This window comes from Peribacillus sp. B65 (assembly GCF_058513295.1).
Genome location: NZ_CP195840.1, coordinates 110,777 through 129,856, shown reverse-complemented (window position 1 = coordinate 129,856; position 19,080 = coordinate 110,777). Strand labels below are relative to the sequence as shown.

The window sequence follows — 19,080 nt, the reverse complement described above, 5'->3', positions numbered from 1 at the left end:
AATTTATCAATGAATCGACCTCTGGGTTAATATAGTGAAAAGGCTTTCATGAAGGCATTTTTAGAAGATTTATAACGGTAATGACTTTTTTGAAAATAGATTTACAGATCCAAAATATATGAATTTAATAAGGAAAAAACACAACGGAGAAGAAGGTTTTCTCCATTTTAAACCTGGATATAGAAGTATATTATAATAATATTTTAAAAATTATGTGAAAGAAAATTATGCACGAAGGAGAATTTTGTTGTAATATGGTAGAGAAAACACGCATTAAATTTCAAAGTTGTTTTTTAGTAGATAAGGAGGATGGGAAATGAATATCCATGAGTATCAGGGGAAAGAGATATTGCGACAATACGGGGTATCCGTTCCAAATGGCCGGGTTGCCTTTACTGTTGAAGAAGCAGTGGAAGCAGCGAAGGAGTTAGGTACGGAAGTTGTTGTCGTCAAAGCTCAAATTCATGCGGGTGGCCGCGGGAAAGCCGGCGGAGTCAAGGTAGCGAAGAATCTTGATGAAGCGCGTACATATGCAGAAGAGATTCTTGGCAAGACATTGGTGACCCATCAAACAGGTCCTGCAGGCAAGGAAGTTAAGCGTTTACTTATCGAAGAAGGCTGCGACATTACAAAAGAATATTATATCGGGCTGGTCCTTGACCGTGCTACGGACAGTGTCGTATTGATGGCTTCTGAAGAAGGCGGAACTGAAATTGAGGAAGTGGCTGAAAAGACACCAGAGAAAATTTTCAAAGAAGTAATCGATCCGGTTGTCGGCCTGACTGGTTTCCAGGCACGGAGGATTGCATTCAATATCAATATTCCGGCTTCACTTATAAATAAAGCTTCCAAACTGATGGTTAACTTATATACAGCTTTCGTTGATAAAGATTGCTCAATCGCAGAAATCAACCCATTAGTGGTAACTGGCGACGGCGATGTAATGGCGCTTGATGCTAAATTGAACTTTGATGATAATGCGATTTACCGCCATAAAGACATCGCGGAGTACCGTGATTTGGATGAAGAGGATGCGAAAGAGATTGAAGCATCAAAACATGGCCTTAGTTACATATCGCTTGACGGAAATATCGGATGCATGGTTAATGGTGCCGGTCTTGCTATGGCGACGATGGACATCATTAAACATTATATGGGAGATCCGGCTAACTTCCTTGACGTTGGTGGCGGCGCCACTGAGGAAAAAGTGAAAGAGGCTTTCAAAATCATCCTTTCCGATCAAAATGTTAAAGGCATCTTCGTTAATATCTTCGGAGGAATCATGAAATGTGACATCATCGCTACAGGCGTCGTGGCTGCTGCTAAAGAGCTTGGCCTGGATGTCCCTCTTGTTGTTCGTCTTGAAGGAACGAATGTGGACCTTGGCAAAAAGATTCTAAAAGAGTCAGGTTTAAATATTACGTCTGCTGAATCAATGGCAGATGGAGCACAAAAAATAGTATCACTTGTAGGATAATAGGCAGGGGGGAACATAATGAGCGTTTATATTAATAAAGATACGAAAGTGATCGTTCAGGGAATCACTGGTGCAACAGCATTATTTCATACAAAACAAATGTTGGAATACGGCACGAAAATCGTTGGAGGAGTCACTCCGGGTAAAGGTGGAACAGAAGTGGAAGGGGTACCTGTATACAATACAGTTTCCGAAGCTGTCACTGAAACCGGAGCGAATGCATCTGTTATCTATGTACCGGCTCCATTTGCTGCCGATGCAATTCTAGAAGCAGTGGACGCAGAACTTGATCTTGTCATTTGTATCACGGAACATATTCCTGTCTTGGATATGGTCAAGGTTAAGCGCTACATGGAAGGCAAAAAAACTCGCTTGATCGGACCGAACTGCCCAGGTGTCATTACTCCTGAAGAGTGTAAGATTGGTATCATGCCAGGGTATATCCACAAAAAAGGCCATGTAGGTGTAGTTTCACGTTCTGGAACTTTGACGTATGAAGCCGTTCACCAATTATCGCAAGCAGGCATTGGGCAATCTTCGGCTGTCGGTATCGGTGGAGATCCGGTTAACGGAACGGATTTCATTGATGTTTTGAAAGCGTTCAACGAAGATCCGGAAACACATGCTGTAATCATGATCGGGGAAATCGGTGGAACGGCAGAGGAAGAAGCAGCAATCTGGGTGAAGGAAAATATGACTAAGCCAGTTGTTGGTTTCATTGGTGGCCGTACGGCTCCAGCCGGTAAACGCATGGGTCATGCTGGTGCCATTATCTCAGGAGGAAAAGGGACTGCTGACGAGAAAATCCGCGTTATGAACGAATGTGGAATTAAAGTTGCCGAAACTCCATCCGTAATGGGTGAAACATTGATCTCCGTCTTGAAAGAAAAAGATATTTACGAACCTTGTAAAACACATTGATTCAAGCTGGGCCGACCTTTTTTGGGTCGGCCTTTTTTCCCCTCCAATTTCCTCGGGAGACTCCAAGTACATAACTATTAACCTACTTAAAAAAATATCCGATTAGGGGCGTTTCCAATTGAATAAAAAAGAAAAGTTAATCCATCTCCATCATTGCCGCGGAGCAGGATGGAAAACAATCCAAATAATCATGTCCAATGACCCATCATTATCTTCCCTGTTCACGACGAATCACGCTGAATGGGCAAAAATGCTCCCTATCCCTTCAAATAAGCTCAACCTCTTTCTCAAAGATTTACATTCACTCAATACCATCGATAAACTTAAAATATACAAAGATAGTCAAATTCATTGTTTGACGATCTTCGATGATGAATACCCTTTTTTGCTGAAGCAAATATTCGATCCTCCGTGGGTTCTTTATTTTAAAGGCGATAAGAGGCTTTTAACAAGGAAGAATACGCTAGGTGTTGTTGGAACACGTAAGCCAACCTCGTATGGTCTGGAGGCCTTAAAAACGATTCTATTACCGCTTGTAAAGAAAAAGTTCGTGATCATAAGTGGAGTGGCGGCTGGAATCGATGCAGAGTCACATAAGATCACATTAAGCGAATGCGGAGATACGATTGGGATTTTAGGAGGGGGGCTTATGCAAATATATCCAAAATCCAATGTACCCCTTGCTGAAGAAATCATCAAAAAAGGCTTGCTTATATCTGAGACTCCACCGGAAATGAGGGCGGAACCTTGGATGTTTCCGCTTCGGAATCGAATCATCAGTGGATTATCACAAGGAGTATTCGTGGTCGAGGCAAAAGAAAGAAGCGGATCCCTTATTACGGCACAAGCTGCTTTGGAACACGGCAGGGATGTGTTTGCGCTTCCTGGTAATGTTACGAGCCCTGAATCGCTGGGGACCAATCAATTGATTTCTGATGGTGCCAAACTTGTTTTGAGTGCAAGGCAGATCGAGGAAGAGTTTTGAACAATATAATATAGAAGATAGACGGAGAATCAAAAGGGAAAATAAAGAAAAAAAGGTGGTTTTTTAAAAGGATGGGTTGAATTATTAGACAAAAAGGTTGAAAATATTGTAAAACTGTTATAAGTTTTGCAAATGGCACCTCTTGTCAAAATACCTATAAATAAATGAATCAGCCTGCTTTGAAAAGTAAAGAGGTGTTGACAAATGAATTTTGAATGATTAATAATAGTGAAGATTTATATTACCTCTTTGAGGAGGATTTATTGGATGTCAGAATACTTAGTGATTGTGGAATCGCCGGCAAAGGCGAAAACAATAGAACGTTACTTGGGAAAAAAATATAAAGTAAAGGCTTCCATGGGGCATGTACGCGATTTGCCTAAAAGTCAAATGGGTGTCGATGTTGAACATGAATATGAACCTAAATATATAACTATCCGCGGCAAAGGCCCGGTTTTAAAAGAATTGAAAACCGCTGCAAAAAAAGCGAAAAAAATATATCTCGCGGCTGACCCCGACAGGGAAGGGGAAGCCATTGCCTGGCACTTGGCTCACAGTCTTGATGTTGACGTTAACTCAGATTGCCGCGTGGTTTTCAATGAGATCACGAAAGAGGCTATCAAAGAATCATTTAAATCACCGAGGCCAATAAATATGAAATTGGTTGATGCCCAGCAGGCAAGAAGGGTATTGGATCGTTTGGTCGGATACAATATAAGTCCGCTTTTGTGGAAAAAGGTGAAAAAAGGATTAAGCGCGGGACGGGTCCAATCGGTTGCTGTACGGATGATCATTGACCGGGAGAAGGAGATCAAAGATTTTATCCCTGAAGAGTATTGGACAATCAAGGCTGATTTTGTAAAAGGAAAAGAACAATTTGAAGGTTCCTTCTTCAGCATTGGCGGTGAGAAGAAGGAGTTGAATAACGAAGAGGACGTCAAAAAAGTGCTCGCTTCTTTAAATGGCGGCGAATTTACGATAGGAGCTGTAGCTAAAAAAGAAAGAAGGCGCAATCCAGCCGCTCCTTTTACGACTTCTTCCTTGCAACAGGAAGCGGCACGTAAATTGAATTTCCGTGCAAAGAAAACCATGATGCTTGCTCAGCAGCTTTATGAAGGAATCGAGCTTGGCAAGGAAGGCACAGTCGGGTTAATCACTTATATGAGAACCGATTCGACCCGGATTTCCGATGTTGCGAAAGAGGAAGTCCATACCTTCATCCAAAATAATTATGGTAAAGAGTATGTTCAGGTTGAACAGCGCAAAGAGAAAAAACAGACCAATGCCCAGGACGCCCATGAAGCGGTCAGGCCAACAAGCACATTACGTGAACCGGGTGTAGTCAAGGAGTTCTTATCCAGAGATCAATTCCGTCTTTATAAATTGATTTGGGAACGATTCGTTTCTAGTCAAATGTCTTCGGCGGTCATGGATACGATGAGCATCGACCTGCATAACGGGGATGTCATCTTCAGGGCAAATGGTTCAAAAATTAAATTCCCGGGTTTCATGAAGGTATATGTTGAAGGGTCCGATGACTCGGTGGAAGAAAAGGAAAATGCACTTCCGGATGTGAAAACAGGGGATCAATTCTTTTCAAAAGATATCGAGCCGAAGCAGCATTTCACACAGCCTCCGCCCCGATATACTGAAGCCCGTCTTGTCAAAACCCTAGAGGAACTGGGAATAGGCCGTCCTTCTACATATGCTCCTACCTTGGATACGATTCAAAAACGGGGCTATGTTACCTTGGATAATAAACGGTTCATCCCGACAGAGCTTGGTGAGATCGTTCTTGAATTGATACGCGAATTCTTCCCGGATATTCTTGATGCAGAGTTCACTGCCAAGATGGAACAGGAATTCGACAGCGTCGAGGAAGGCAGTATCGAATGGATAAAGGTCATCGATGAATTTTATAAGGAATTTGCAGTTCATTTGGCTAAAGCCGAAGTCGAGATGGAGAAAATTGAAATCAAAGATGAACCTGCAGGTGAAGATTGCGTGGAATGCGGACATGGGATGGTCTTTAAGATGGGGCGTTATGGAAAGTTCATGGCATGCAGTAATTTCCCGGATTGCCGTAACACAAAGCCAATCGTTAAAGAAATCGGTGTTAAATGTCCAAAATGTAAAGAAGGAAACATCATTGAAAGGAAAAGTAAAAAACGCCGCATATTTTACGGGTGTGATACCTATCCTGGATGTGACTTCATATCTTGGGATAAACCGCTGCCGCGGAGTTGTCCAAAATGTGAAGGTACACTTGTTGAGAAAAAACTCAAAAAAGGCGTCCAGGTACAGTGCATGGATTGTGATTTCAAAGAATTGCCCCAAGCATAGAAAAGACCGTGAAATCGTTTACTGTTCTAAATATAAATTGACTCGGCATCTGCCGAGTTTCTTTATGTTCAGGAAAGTATGATATCATGATAGTATGTGGACTTACTTCCAAGAAGAAAATGGATAAAGCTTGAAACTTTTTTATTTAAGCCATGTGATGTAAAATTCAGTGGACAAGTACATTCTTTTAAAGATATAATTCCTATTTGTGTCCGCTATCCTTTTTAGAAGAAATGGATTGCAGGAAGAATGCCGCTATCTGGCATATTCTTTAAATTATCTTTAGCAGGAATGAGTATTTCGGGTATAAATACATAGATATCGTTAAAAATGAAACTTTTATGAAAGCAGTTTTAATGATAAATGATCCTGTCTTATCATATCTATACATGGAGGTTCGAAAAATGAAAGAAACAAAAGTAAGTGTAATCGGTGCTGGGCTTGCTGGAAGTGAAGCGGCGTGGCAGTTAGCAAAAAGAGGAATTAAAGTCGATCTATATGAAATGCGCCCTGTAAAACAAACGCCAGCCCATCATACCGATAAATTCGCTGAACTTGTTTGTTCCAATTCACTTCGGGCAAATACGTTAACAAATGCAGTTGGTGTATTAAAAGAAGAAATGCGTATTCTGGATTCGGTCATCATGTCCGCAGCAGATGCTTGTGCTGTGCCGGCTGGCGGTGCTTTAGCTGTTGATCGTCATGAATTTGCCGGTCTTGTTACGGAAAGGGTCAAAAATCATCCAAATGTAACGGTCATCAATGAAGAAGTGACGGAAATTCCAGAAGGTCCTACCGTCATTGCAACCGGTCCGCTTACAAGTCAGTCACTATCTGACAGCTTAAAGCAAATCATGGATGAAGAATACTTGTACTTCTATGATGCTGCCGCACCAATTCTTGAAAAAGACAGCATCAACATGGATAAAGTATATTTGAAATCCCGCTATGATAAAGGTGAAGCAGCTTATCTGAACTGTCCGATGACGGAAGAAGAGTTTGACCGCTTTTATGAAGCCTTGATTGCTGCTGAAACAGTTCCACTTAAAGAATTCGAAAAAGAAATCTTTTTTGAAGGCTGCATGCCCATTGAAGTAATGGCCTCACGCGGGAAGAAAACGATGTTATTTGGTCCATTGAAGCCAGTTGGCTTAGAAGATCCAAAAACGGGAAAACGTCCTTTTGCTGTAGTTCAATTGCGTCAAGATGATGCGGCAGGAACACTTTATAATATTGTTGGTTTTCAGACACATTTGAAATGGGGGCCGCAAAAAGAAGTATTGCAGCTCATACCTGGATTGGAAAATGCGGAAATTGTCCGTTATGGAGTTATGCATCGAAACACTTTCATAAACTCACCTAATGTTTTGAAGCCTACGTACCAATTCAAGAATCGGGATGATTTATTCTTTGCCGGTCAGATGACTGGCGTCGAAGGATATGTAGAATCGGCTGCATCGGGCTTGGTTGCTGGTATCAATGCTGCTAGGATCGTCCAAGGATTGGATCCTATCATTTTCCCTGCAGAGACGACGATGGGCAGCATGGCAAGGTACATAACTTCGACGAATGGTAAGAGCTTCCAGCCGATGAATGCCAACTTTGGATTGCTTCCAGACCTTGAAGTGAGAATCAAATCCAAAAAAGAGCGGAATGAAACGCATGCTAAACGCGCTTTAGACACAATTCAGAACTTTGTGAAAAATTTGTAAAATATTTGCCTGCTGTTTTAAAGTATGATACTATTTATTAGCCTTTGCGAGGTGTTTCCATGATTAATCAAAAAAAGGCATTATCATCCTTCATCGAATATTTACAAATTGAAAAGAACAGTTCACATTACACCATTGAAAATTACAAACGTGATATTCACGAATTTTTTCTGTTCCTTAATGAACAGGGCATTGAGGACATCACGTCCGTTGAATATCTTGATGTCCGGTTATATTTAACGAATTTATATGAGAAAAAACTTTCTAAGCGCACTGTAGCAAGAAAAACTTCTTGTTTGCGGAGCCTTTATAAATTTTTACTACGTGAAGGTGATGTGAAGGATAATCCTTTTTCCCTTGCTTCTTTACCTAAAAAGGATCAAAGACTGCCACGTTTTCTCTATGAGAAGGAAATGGATCAGTTGTTTTCTTCTTTAAAGAAAGATTCACCGATAGGAATAAGGAACAATGCCTTACTGGAATTATTGTATGCTACAGGCATTCGCGTAAGTGAATGTTGTGATATTAAACTGCAGGATATCGATCTTTCCTTAGGGACGGTACTGATCCATGGAAAAGGAAAAAAGGATCGCTACGTTCCGGTTGGTAGATATGCACAGGAAGCGATAGATTTATACATACGTACAGCCAGGATGGAATTGACTTCGTCTGACGCCAAGGCGCATGTTTATTTATTTGTTAATTTTCGTGGAGACCCTCTGACACCTAGGGGAGTTCGCTATATATTGAATGAATTGATTAAAAAGTCAGCCGCAGATGGAAGTCTTCATCCCCATATGCTAAGGCATTCGTTTGCTACACACCTATTGAATAATGGGGCGGACATTCGCACGGTTCAGGAATTGCTTGGTCATTCAAAAATTTCATCAACGCAAGTGTATACGCATGTTACAAAAGACCAATTGAAAAAAGTCTACAATGCATCACATCCGCGGCCTTAAATGTTGAAAGGGGACACTTTATGACAACGATATTTGCAGTGCATCATAAAGGTGAATGTGCCATGTCCGGTGATGGGCAGGTTACTTTAGGAAATTCAGTAGTGATGAAGCATACAGCGAGGAAAGTAAGAAAAATCTTTAATGGTAATGTCCTTGCAGGTTTTGCAGGTTCCGTTGCAGATGCTTTCACTTTATTTGAGATGTTCGAAGCTAAACTTGAAGAGTATAATGGCAATCTTCAGCGCGCTGCCGTTGAAATGGCAAAGCAATGGAGAAGTGACAATGTATTGAGAAAGCTTGAAGCCATGCTAGTCGTGATGGATAAGAACCATTTACTGCTCGTTTCTGGCACCGGGGAAGTAATTGAACCGGATGACGGGATTCTCGCCATAGGATCTGGAGGGAATTATGCATTGGCTGCCGGCAGGGCATTAATGCGGTTTTCCAGCGACCACTTATCGGCAAAGGAAATCGCTCAATCATCTTTACAAATTGCAGCGGAAATTTGTGTATTTACAAATACGAATATAATCGTGGAAGAGTTGTAAGGAGGAGCGCAAATGTCAAAAAAAGCTAATTTAACACCGAGGCAAATCGTTGAAAAACTGGATCAGTATATCGTAGGGCAGCGTGAGGCAAAACGGGCAGTGGCAGTGGCTCTTCGGAATCGCTACCGACGTTCCCTTCTCTCGGATCAACTTCGTGACGAAGTCGTTCCGAAGAATATATTAATGATTGGACCGACAGGTGTTGGGAAAACAGAAATAGCTCGGAGAATGGCTAAATTGGTAGGTGCTCCTTTTGTAAAAGTTGAAGCAACGAAATTTACGGAAGTCGGGTATGTCGGCCGGGATGTAGAGTCCATGGTCCGTGACTTGGTGGAGACTTCCGTCCGCCTCGTGAAGGAAGAAAAGATGGCCAGTGTAAAGGAACGGGCAGAAGAAAATGCAAATCGCCGTTTAATAGAGCTATTAGTGCCATCCACTAAAAAACAGAGTAATTTCAAGAATCCTCTTGAAGTCTTTTTTGGAGGCAATAACAATCAAGACGAACAGGACCCGGAAGAAAATTCCGAAGATTTAAGTTTGCAGGAAAAAAGAAAAATCGTCGCTGAAAAGCTGGCTAATGGTGAGTTGGAAAGTGAAATGATAACGGTCGAAGTGGAAGAACAGGCTGCTTCGATGTTTGATATGCTCCAAGGTTCGGGAATGGAACAAATGGGGATGAACATGCAGGACGCTTTAGGAAGCTTGATGCCGAAAAAAAGCAAGAAGCGCAAATTGAAAGTAAGTGAAGCGAGAACCGTTTTAACAAATGAAGAAGCGGCAAAATTGATTGATATGGATGAGGTCACTTCCGATGCAGTATACGGGGCTGAGCAAAATGGGATTATCTTTATTGATGAAATAGACAAAATTGCAAGTAAGCAATCTGGAAGTTCATCAGCGGATGTATCAAGAGAGGGTGTCCAAAGGGATATCCTGCCAATTGTTGAAGGTTCGACAGTAGTGACTAAATATGGGTCAGTTAAAACGGATCATGTCCTATTTATTGCTGCAGGGGCCTTTCATATGGCTAAGCCATCCGACCTTATCCCTGAATTACAAGGTAGATTCCCGATTCGTGTTGAATTGAACAAACTGACTGTAGACGACTTTGTACGGATTCTTCATGAACCGGATAACGCCTTGTTAAAACAATATGTTGCTTTATTAGAAACTGAAGGTATAGAAATTGAATTTTCTGACGATGCTGTTCGTAAGATAGCTGAAGTGGCCTTCGAAGTAAATCAAAACACTGACAATATTGGTGCAAGAAGACTTCATACCATTTTGGAACGGTTGCTTGAAGACTTATCGTTTGAAGCTCCGGAAATAACGATGGAGAAGATTACAATTACCCCCCAATATGTCGAAGGTAAGCTTGGTTCTATCGCCCGGAACAAAGATTTAAGCCAGTTTATCCTTTAATTAAGAAACAATTTGGCAATGATTTGCCTACGCAATGAACATAAAATTACGGAAATACAACTTCATAGTTATTGTGAACCATGGTATTTTTAGGAGGAACAAATCAAATGAACTTATTAGCAAAAACAAGAAAAATCAATGCAATGCTCCAAAAAGCAGCAGGTAAAGCAGTTAACTTCAAGGAAATGGCTGAAAGTTTAAGTGAAGTTATCGAAGCGAATGTATTCGTCGTCAGCCGCCGCGGGAAATTACTTGGCATAGCGGTGAGCCAGCAAATTGAAAACGAACGCATGTACAAAATGTTGGAAGATAAACAATTCCCTGAAGAGTACACAAAAAACCTTTTCAATATTCCTGAAACCTCTTCGAACCTTGATATCGAAAGCGAATATACTGCTTTCCCAGTCGAAAATAAAGAGCTTTTCGCAACTGGATTAACAACGATCGTACCGATTATGGGTGGGGGAGAACGTTTAGGAACATTAGTACTTGCCCGATTACAAGAAAAATTTCACGATGATGATTTAATTTTGGCTGAATATGGTGCGACTGTAGTCGGCATGGAAATCCTGCGTGAAAAATCAGAAGAGATAGAAGAAGAAGCTCGTAGTAAAGCTGTCGTTCAAATGGCGATATCCTCGTTATCTTACAGTGAATTGGAAGCAATTGAGCACATCTTTGAGGAGCTTAAAGGTAATGAAGGTCTGCTTGTAGCATCCAAAATTGCAGACCGTGTCGGCATCACGCGTTCCGTTATCGTAAATGCACTAAGGAAACTGGAAAGTGCAGGAGTCATTGAATCACGCTCTCTTGGAATGAAAGGTACTTATATCAAAGTATTGAACGATAAATTCCTACTTGAATTAGAGAAGCTTAAAAATAATTAACATACTAAAAAGGCAGTCCTTAAAAAGGGCTGCCTTTTTTTGTGATATTTGGATCTGTTGCTGTTCTGGGACTAACAGGCAAACGCAGGTGAATGGCAGGTGTAGAAAGGAAAAAAGGTAATAAGGATTAAATGGAAATGTGAATATAGGCATGTTTTCTATTAGAAGCAGTAAAGATAGTTGAATATTTCTTGAAAGGGTAATTATATTATTATAACTGTCGATATGATGGAAATGAATGATGATGTACTTTTAGATTTTAAAAATACTATGGATAACGGGGTACAGTCAGTTGGGGATTTTGTCGAATGGATCGGTACGTTAAAAAAACCGCTTTTTTTCAAAAAAAGAAAAAATGCAGTAATCATTTATTTTTAAGAATCCTTTATTTAAAAGGGTTAAATCAACTAAAATGAAAAAAAAAATTTAAAGTAAAATCGAAAAATAGTTCAAAAGTATCAGGTATATAGATTTGTTTTTCGATATGATATATAAGCTAATAGAAGTAAAATTTGGTTAATATGTAGAATATCATAATAAAATGTAATATAACGTCATATTAACCCTGTAATTTTACTAATAAAAACGACAAATTTGAGCGATTTATGACAATTTTCGACGATAATAGGTCTAAAGTCTATGTATTGTTTATGGACATAGTTATAATGTTTCTTTAAAATTAAAACGTAAATGCGCTGGGTTAATTTATTGATAAAGTAATTATTTGTTAATTATAGAAAGAGGTGATCGATGTGGAATTATTTTCGAATACTTTTCAATCGCTTGAAAATGCCCTTGATTATTCTAATGTCAAACAAAAAGTCATTTCACAGAACATAGCCAATTCGGATACGCCTAATTATAAAGCTAAAGAAGTCGACAAAACACAATCCTTTAAGGGAGAACTGGAATCTTCCCTGGAGTCATATCGTACCGATGAACGACATTTCACCTTCAAATCAGAGGGGAGTAATGCTTCTAACATCGTGACGCAGAAAAATGTCCGATATAACAATAATGGCAATAGCGTGGACGTTGATAAGGAAATGACTGATCTTGCTGCCAACCAGATTTATTATAATGCAGTAACCGACAGGCTTTCAGGTAAGTTTCAATCATTGCAGAATGTAATTAGAGGAGGTAAGTGATGGGAGTCTTCCAAAGTATAAACATGACCGGATCTAGCCTGACGAGTCAAAGGGTAAGGATGGATGTAATCTCAGCTAATATGGCTAATGCCGATACTGCCAGGGCGGAATATGACGCCGAATCAAAAACATGGAAGCCATATACAAGAAAATCAGTTGTGCTGCAAAGTAAGGAAAACGGTTTTTCGAGTTTCTTAAACGCGGCATCAGGAAAAACGAGCGAGGTAGGGAATGGAGTGAAGGTGACTGGAATAGTAAAAGATAAAACACCTTTTGAACTGGATTACAATCCTGAACATCCTGATGCCAATGAAGATGGTTATGTTGAAATGCCAAATGTCGACCCACTTCGGGAAATGGTTGATTTAATGAGTGTCACACGCTCATACGAAGCAAATGTGACAGTTTTAAATGCATCAAAGGGAATGATGATGAAAGCTTTGGAAATCGGGAAATGAAAGTTTGAAAGGGGATTGTTGATATGGAGGGGATTTCTCTTTCAGCAGTGAACAATGCAAGTAATGTTCTGAAAAAAGAGCAAAACAATACTAATACACCATACGAATCGCAGCAAGATTTTGCGTCGGTATTAAAAGAATCAATGAATAAAGTTAACGAAACACAAGTGGCATCTGATGATCTTACAACCAAATTGGTTAATGGGGAGAATGTTGAGCTTCATTCGGTGATGATAGCTTCACAAAAAGCCAGTGTTACCATGCAGGCTACATTAGAGGTTCGGAATAAGGTTGTGGAAGCCTACCAGGAAATGATGAGAATGAGTATATAGCATTCATTTTTTTACCTCATTATATAGAGAAAAATGACCAGGGGGAAAAGAAGTCCCCCAATCATAAATTCATAGACTGACCGGGGGATTTAAATGAATGAAGTACTAGTGAACTATAAAAACAAAATAACTGCTTACTGGACGAGCCGCAGTAAAAAACAAAAATTCATGATGATTGGTTCAGCGGCATTAATTATCATCATCATTACGGCAGTTTCAATTTTAACCACGCGTACGACGCTGGTGCCCTTATATTCCAACTTAACTCCTTCGGAAACGGGGAGCATTAAAGAAAATTTAGACAGTCAAGGGATTATGAATGAAGTTTCTGAAAATGGGACGACCATAAAAGTTCCAGAAGAAAAACTGGATTCACTTAAAGTGGAACTGGCAGCTGAAGGAATTCCGGAATCAGGCAGTATCGACTATTCCTTTTTTAGTCAAAGTGCCGGTATCGGAATGACTGAAAATGAATTCAATGTCATTAAACTGGACTCGATGCAAACGGAATTGGCAAGTTTAATAAAAAAGATTGATGGAGTAGAAGATGCCAGTGTTATGATCACCCTTCCTGATAAAGGAGTTTTTGTCAGTGATTCAGCTGGGGAAGCGTCAGCATCCATTGTATTGAATACGAACCCCGGTTATAAATTTGAAGAAAGTCAAATCAATTCCCTTTATCATCTGGTCTCAAAAAGTGTTCCGAATCTCCCTACAGATAATATCGTCATTATGAACCAAGAGTTTGAGTACTTCGATTATGAAAATGAAAATTCTTCTTTCGCATCCGCATTTGCTACCCAAAACGAAATAAAAAAAGAAATAGAACGCGATATTCAAAGACAGGTACAAAATATGCTTGGAACGATAATGGGGAGAGACAAGGTGGTTGTTTCAGTCACGACAGACATTGATTTCACTCAAGAAAATCGGGAAGAGAATTTAGTGGAACCGGTCGATGAAGAAAATATGGCTGGAATTGAGATTTCTGCGCAAAGGATCAATGAATCGTATAGCGGGGACGCAGCAGGTGCAGGAGGCGTTCCGCAAAGTGAGGATTCCTCAGATTCATTGGGATCGAGTTACATTGAAGGCACAAACGGATCCGGTGAGTATGAAAAAGTGGATGAAACGATAAATAGTGAAGTGAATCGAATCAAGAAAGAAATAGTCGAAAGCCCATATAAAGTCAAAGATTTAGGTATTCAGGTCATGGTCGAACCGCCCACTGCTGACGATCCAAATTCTTTATCTCAACAGAGTATGGATGATATTACACAAATCCTTGGTACGATAATCCGCACGACAATCGAGAAAAAAGCTGAAGGGGAAGAGCTGACGGACGAGGAGCTTAATAATAAAATTGCGATTTCCGTTCAGCCGTTTAATGGAAAAATGAAGTTGCAAAAAGATGAAACGAAACCTTCGTTACCAATATGGGCATACATAGTCGGTGGAGTGCTAATACTTGCCATTATCATTCTCTTAATCTTATTCCTCCGTTCCCGAAAGCAAGCTGAAATGGAAGAGGAGTACGTGGTTGAAGAGGAAGAAGTCGTATTCGATGTTCCGGATCTGAACAAAGAGAAGGAAACAGAAGCATCTTTAAAAAGAAAACAACTGGAGAAGCTGGCAAAAGAAAAGCCGGATGAATTTGCAAAATTATTAAGAAGCTGGATAGCAGAAGACTAGGAGGCTTAAGAAAATGACAGATAGAAAAAAAAAAGCCGGATTGACTGGCAAACAGAAAGCTGCCATCCTCCTTATTTCCTTAGGCCCGGATGTTTCTGCGTCCGTTTATAAGCATCTTTCCGAAGAGGAAATTGAGAGATTGACACTTGAAATTTCGGGAGTGAGGAAAGTGGACTCCCGAGATAAAGAGGAAATTCTGGAAGAATTCCATAATATTGCTTTAGCACAGGATTACATCTCCCAGGGAGGGATAGGATATGCCAAACAGGTACTTGAAAAGGCATTAGGGACTGACCAGGCAACCGCCATCATTAACCGTTTAACATCTTCCTTGCAGGTTCGTCCATTCGACTTTGCTCGAAAGGCAGATCCTGGACAGATCTTGAATTTCATTCAGAACGAGCATCCGCAGACCATTGCATTAATCTTGTCCTATCTTGATCCCACACAGGCTGGACAAATATTGTCTGAGCTTCCGCAAGAGGTGCAGGCCGATATTGCAAGAAGGATTGCTTTAATGGATAGCACTTCTCCGGAAATCATCAATGAAGTGGAGCAAATACTCGAAAGAAAACTTTCAGCGACTGTAACCCAAGATTATACACAGACTGGTGGAGTGGAAGCCGTTGTAGATGTGTTGAATGGTGTTGATCGCTCAACGGAAAGAACGATCTTGGATGCACTTGAAATCCAAGATCCGGAGCTTGCTGAGGAAATAAAGAAACGAATGTTTGTTTTTGAGGATATCGTGACCCTTGATGGCAGAGCGATTCAGCGTGTTGTCAGGGAATCCGATAACGAAGATCTTAAGCTATCGCTTAAAGTGGCTAGTGATGAAGTGAAGGAAATTGTTTTCCGAAACATGTCAAAACGTATGGTTGAAACGTTCCAGGAAGAAATGGAATATATGGGGCCGGTACGTTTGCGTGATGTAGAAGAAGCGCAATCAAGAATTGTTGCCGTCATTCGCCGACTGGAGGAAACTGGAGACATCGTGATTGCCCGCGGCGGAGGGGATGATATCATTGTCTAGGATTATCAAATCCCAGCAGGCTAACCAGGAGAAAAGCAAAAAGATAGCGATAAAAGTTCGCCCTTTTGACTTTCTTCAAAATGATGATGCAGATGAGCGAAAAAAACTTCATTATATTCAATCTGATGAATTTCTCAAAGATGCCAAACAGGAAGCGGAAACGTTATTGCTCGATGCTAAGCAAAAAGCCCAAGCGATTGCTGCTGAAATCCAGCAAGACCGAGAACAATGGGAGAATCAAGAAAAAGCAATGGTTATCGAACAAGCTCAAAAAGAAGGGTATCAGCAGGGAGTCGAAGATGGGATCCAAAAGGGTTATAGCGAGATTGCCGCGGAAATAGCTTTCGCAAAAGAAGTGGTGGAGTCCTCTAAAAAAGATTATCGGCACCATATCGAATCATCTGAAACCGTTATTTTAAATCTTGCCCTGAAGGTGGCAGAGAAAATTATCGGGCAACAGCTTGAAAGAGATGAAGAGTCTTTTTTATCCATAGTCAAAAGAGCCATCAAAGAAGTGAGGGATTGCCGTGAAGTGCAATTGCATATCCATCCGATCCGATATCAATCGATTCTTTCTCATAAAGATGAGTTGATGGCAATCTTTCCGAAAGATACTGAGCTGTATATCTTTCCGGATGATGAGCTTGAAGAAAGCAGCTGTATCATCGAATCCGATAACGGAAGGATGGATGCGAGTGTCGACAGTCAGCTGCATGAAATAAAAGTGAAACTAACTGAATTGCTGGAAGGGGAATAAAGATGAAAACTAGAGACCTATTGCCCTTGGTTGATGAAGTTGATCCATTCAAACATTATGGACGGGTCAAACGTGTCGTGGGGTTAATGATAGAATCTCAAGGCCCTGAAAGCTCTGTAGGTGATGTTTGTTATATCCATACAGGCATACAAAAAAAGAAAAATCGAATCTTAGCCGAAGTGGTCGGTTTCCGTGATGAAATGGTTATTTTAATGCCATTTACAGCAGTTAGTGATATTGCTCCGGGCTGTATCGTGGAAGGGAGCGGACGGAGCCTTGAGATAAAGGCCGGAAGCGGGCTCATTGGCAAAGTAGTCGATCCATTGGGACATCCCATTGATGACTCACTCCTTCCAAAAGGTCTGGCGACAATTTCTGTGGATCAAGATCCGCCGAATCCGATGAAACGACCTCCCATTAATGAACCGATAGATGTAGGAGTCCGGGTGATTGATAGTTTATTAACAGTTGGTAAAGGACAGCGTGTTGGTATCTTTGCAGGAAGCGGCGTCGGGAAAAGCACGTTGCTTGGTATGGTAGCAAGGAATACGACGGCTGACTTAAACGTAATCGGTCTTATTGGAGAACGTGGCCGTGAAGTTCGTGAATTCATTGAGAAAGATCTTGGACCGGAAGGACTGGCACGATCAATCGTTGTAGTGGCGACATCTGATCAGCCAGCGTTGATGAGGATAAAGGGTGCTTTGACGGCAACTGCCATCGCGGAATATTTTCGTGATAAGGGATTGAATGTGATGCTGATGATGGATTCGGTCACGAGGGTTGCGATGGCCCAGAGGGAAATTGGACTTGCCATCGGGGAACCGCCGACGACAAAAGGGTATACCCCCTCCGTTTTCGCCATCCTGCCAAGGTTACTCGAAAGAACGGGTACAAATCAGCTCGGTACCATTACAGCTTTTTATACGGTACTCGTCGACGGTGATGATATGAATGAACCGATTGCTGATGCTGTCAGGGGAATTTTGGATGGTCACTTCATACTGGACCGAAATTTAGCCAATAAAGGACAGTTTCCAGCGCTCAATGTATTAAAGAGCATTAGTCGTGTAATGAATAATATAGTTGGTGACAAGCATAAAAACGCCGCGGAAAAATTACGGGCAAGTTTATCAACCTATATGGAGTCGGAAGATTTGATTAATATAGGAGCTTATAAGAAGGGTTCTTCCAAACAAATTGATAACTCGATTACACGCTATCCGGAAATCATTTCATTTTTGAAGCAAGGAACCCATGAAAAAGCTACCAAAGATAATAGTATCAATGCCCTTGTCGAATTGATGGAGAAAGGTGATTAATAATGATTTATCAATATAAATTCGAGAAGATCCTGACCATCAAAGAAAAAGAAAAAAACGATGCACTAGCTAAATATAATGCTGCTTTAAAAAAATTTGAAGAAGTGGCAGAAAAGTTATATAAGCTTTTAAAGAAAAAGGAAGAGTTGCTTGAGTTTCAACAGGAAAAGCTGCGAAATGGATTATCCATACAGGAAATTCGTCATCATCAGTTATTTATGGACAACTTGGAAAAACTCTTAAACCACTGTCAACAGGAAGTCATTGAAGCGCGATACATGATGAATATTCAACGGGATATATTAATGGAAAGAAATATCGAGGTTAAAAAGTACGAGAAAATGAAAGAAAATGATTTTCTTAAATTCCTCGATGTCATTAAGGAAGCTGAGAACAAACAAATGGATGAAATATCAATCCGGCAATTCTTAAGCAAAGGCGTAAGGTGATGGAATGCGTAAAAAAAGTGAATCCAATGGATTGGAAGAATTGGAAGAAAGCAAGATAAGTAAGTTTCAATGGTTTCTTGTCATCTTCATTCCATTAATCTTTGCGGTAACTGTAGCGTTGATCGTTTTTACAGTTGCAGGGGTGAATGTAATGGAAAAGGCAAAGGATATGTCTGCGAAAATACCCTTCATTGAATCGGATCAAAAGGATGAAGAGAAAGATAAACCAGCCAAGAGTGATGAGAAAGATTCCATGAAGATCGAAAAATTAGAAACCGAGATTGAAAACAAGGAAAAAGAGATGGACAAGCTTGAGAGCATCATCGATACACGCGACAAGGCCATTGAAAAGGCAGAAGCAGAAAAACAGCAGCTTCAAACAGAAATGAATCAACTTAAAGATAGTCAGAATAATAGTAAACAAGCGTTCAAGGATATAATTCGTACTTATGAAACCATGGCTCCGAAGAAGGCTGCACCTATCATTACCGAAATGAATGATGAAGATGCATTGGAGATTCTCTCAAGTATGAAAGCAGCCACTTTAGCTAAGGTTTTGGAGCAAATGACAACGGCTGATGCTGCAAGGTTAACGAAGAAACTAACGGAACAAAGTCCTTAAGTGGAAAGAG

The 19,080-nt window shown here is 40.6% G+C and carries 18 protein-coding genes; all 18 read left to right on the top strand.

The features are described 5' to 3' along the window. The first annotated feature begins 316 nt into the window (after positions 1-316). The 18 genes from sucC (at position 317) to ACSR9O_RS00525 (ending at position 19,070) form a co-directional block, all read left to right on the top strand. Positions 317-1,477: an ADP-forming succinate--CoA ligase subunit beta gene (gene sucC / locus ACSR9O_RS00610; protein WP_230177519.1), complete on the top strand. Its 1,161-nt coding sequence runs from the start codon at positions 317-319 to the stop codon at positions 1,475-1,477. Between the two features lie 18 nt (positions 1,478-1,495). After that, on the top strand, positions 1,496-2,398 hold the full coding sequence (gene sucD, locus ACSR9O_RS00605) for a succinate--CoA ligase subunit alpha (protein ID WP_101224637.1): 903 nt from the start codon (positions 1,496-1,498) through the stop codon (positions 2,396-2,398). Positions 2,399-2,516: 118 nt separating this feature from the next. Beyond that, positions 2,517-3,383, top strand: coding sequence for a DNA-processing protein DprA (dprA, locus tag ACSR9O_RS00600; protein WP_230177517.1), 867 nt, complete (start codon positions 2,517-2,519; stop codon positions 3,381-3,383). 267 nt (positions 3,384-3,650) lie between these two features. After that, entirely contained in the window at positions 3,651-5,726 is a 2,076-nt protein-coding gene (topA, locus tag ACSR9O_RS00595; protein WP_230177515.1) for a type I DNA topoisomerase, read from the top strand. A gap of 404 nt (positions 5,727-6,130) precedes the next feature. Then, a complete protein-coding gene (trmFO, locus tag ACSR9O_RS00590) occupies positions 6,131-7,438 on the top strand; it encodes an FADH(2)-oxidizing methylenetetrahydrofolate--tRNA-(uracil(54)-C(5))-methyltransferase TrmFO (protein ID WP_101224639.1) in 1,308 nt (435 codons plus the stop codon). 59 nt (positions 7,439-7,497) lie between these two features. After that, positions 7,498-8,400 carry a tyrosine recombinase XerC gene (gene xerC / locus ACSR9O_RS00585; protein WP_048684877.1) on the top strand — a complete coding sequence of 301 codons (903 nt, stop codon included), beginning with the start codon at positions 7,498-7,500 and terminating at the stop codon, positions 8,398-8,400. 20 nt (positions 8,401-8,420) lie between these two features. After that, positions 8,421-8,948 carry an HslVU peptidase proteolytic subunit gene (gene hslV, locus ACSR9O_RS00580; protein ID WP_048684874.1) on the top strand — a complete coding sequence of 176 codons (528 nt, stop codon included), beginning with the start codon at positions 8,421-8,423 and terminating at the stop codon, positions 8,946-8,948. A 12-nt stretch (positions 8,949-8,960) separates the two neighbouring features. Next, the gene (hslU, locus tag ACSR9O_RS00575; protein ID WP_048684871.1) at positions 8,961-10,370 is read left to right on the top strand and encodes an ATP-dependent protease ATPase subunit HslU; all 1,410 of its coding nucleotides are present in this window, start codon (positions 8,961-8,963) and stop codon (positions 10,368-10,370) included. Between the two features lie 107 nt (positions 10,371-10,477). Next, positions 10,478-11,257 (top strand): GTP-sensing pleiotropic transcriptional regulator CodY, encoded by a 780-nt coding sequence (gene codY / locus ACSR9O_RS00570; RefSeq protein WP_057278408.1) that lies wholly within the window; start codon positions 10,478-10,480, stop codon positions 11,255-11,257. A gap of 752 nt (positions 11,258-12,009) precedes the next feature. Further along, positions 12,010-12,405: a flagellar basal body rod protein FlgB gene (gene flgB, locus ACSR9O_RS00565; protein WP_230177511.1), complete on the top strand. Its 396-nt coding sequence runs from the start codon at positions 12,010-12,012 to the stop codon at positions 12,403-12,405. After that, complete coding sequence (gene flgC, locus ACSR9O_RS00560) at positions 12,405-12,863, top strand: flagellar basal body rod protein FlgC (protein WP_230177509.1); 459 nt, start codon at positions 12,405-12,407, stop codon at positions 12,861-12,863. Before flgB ends, flgC begins: the two co-directional genes overlap by 1 nt. A 23-nt stretch (positions 12,864-12,886) precedes the next feature. Continuing rightward, positions 12,887-13,195, top strand: a complete 309-nt coding sequence (gene fliE / locus ACSR9O_RS00555; protein ID WP_230177508.1) for a flagellar hook-basal body complex protein FliE — start codon at positions 12,887-12,889, stop codon at positions 13,193-13,195. A gap of 93 nt (positions 13,196-13,288) precedes the next feature. After that, on the top strand, positions 13,289-14,887 hold the full coding sequence (fliF, locus tag ACSR9O_RS00550; RefSeq protein ID WP_230177507.1) for a flagellar basal-body MS-ring/collar protein FliF: 1,599 nt from the start codon (positions 13,289-13,291) through the stop codon (positions 14,885-14,887). A gap of 13 nt (positions 14,888-14,900) precedes the next feature. Then, complete coding sequence (gene fliG / locus ACSR9O_RS00545; RefSeq protein WP_230177506.1) at positions 14,901-15,920, top strand: flagellar motor switch protein FliG; 1,020 nt, start codon at positions 14,901-14,903, stop codon at positions 15,918-15,920. Beyond that, positions 15,904-16,677, top strand: a complete 774-nt coding sequence (gene fliH, locus ACSR9O_RS00540; RefSeq protein WP_230177505.1) for a flagellar assembly protein FliH — start codon at positions 15,904-15,906, stop codon at positions 16,675-16,677. The genes fliG and fliH overlap by 17 nt, the downstream gene beginning before the upstream one ends. Before the next feature lie 2 nt (positions 16,678-16,679). Continuing rightward, positions 16,680-17,999 carry a flagellar protein export ATPase FliI gene (gene fliI / locus ACSR9O_RS00535; protein ID WP_230177504.1) on the top strand — a complete coding sequence of 440 codons (1,320 nt, stop codon included), beginning with the start codon at positions 16,680-16,682 and terminating at the stop codon, positions 17,997-17,999. 2 nt (positions 18,000-18,001) lie between these two features. After that, the gene (gene fliJ / locus ACSR9O_RS00530; RefSeq protein WP_491723790.1) at positions 18,002-18,448 is read left to right on the top strand and encodes a flagellar export protein FliJ; all 447 of its coding nucleotides are present in this window, start codon (positions 18,002-18,004) and stop codon (positions 18,446-18,448) included. A 4-nt stretch (positions 18,449-18,452) separates the two neighbouring features. After that, positions 18,453-19,070, top strand: a complete 618-nt coding sequence (locus tag ACSR9O_RS00525) for a MotE family protein (RefSeq protein WP_230177502.1) — start codon at positions 18,453-18,455, stop codon at positions 19,068-19,070. Positions 19,071-19,080: the final 10 nt, after the last annotated feature.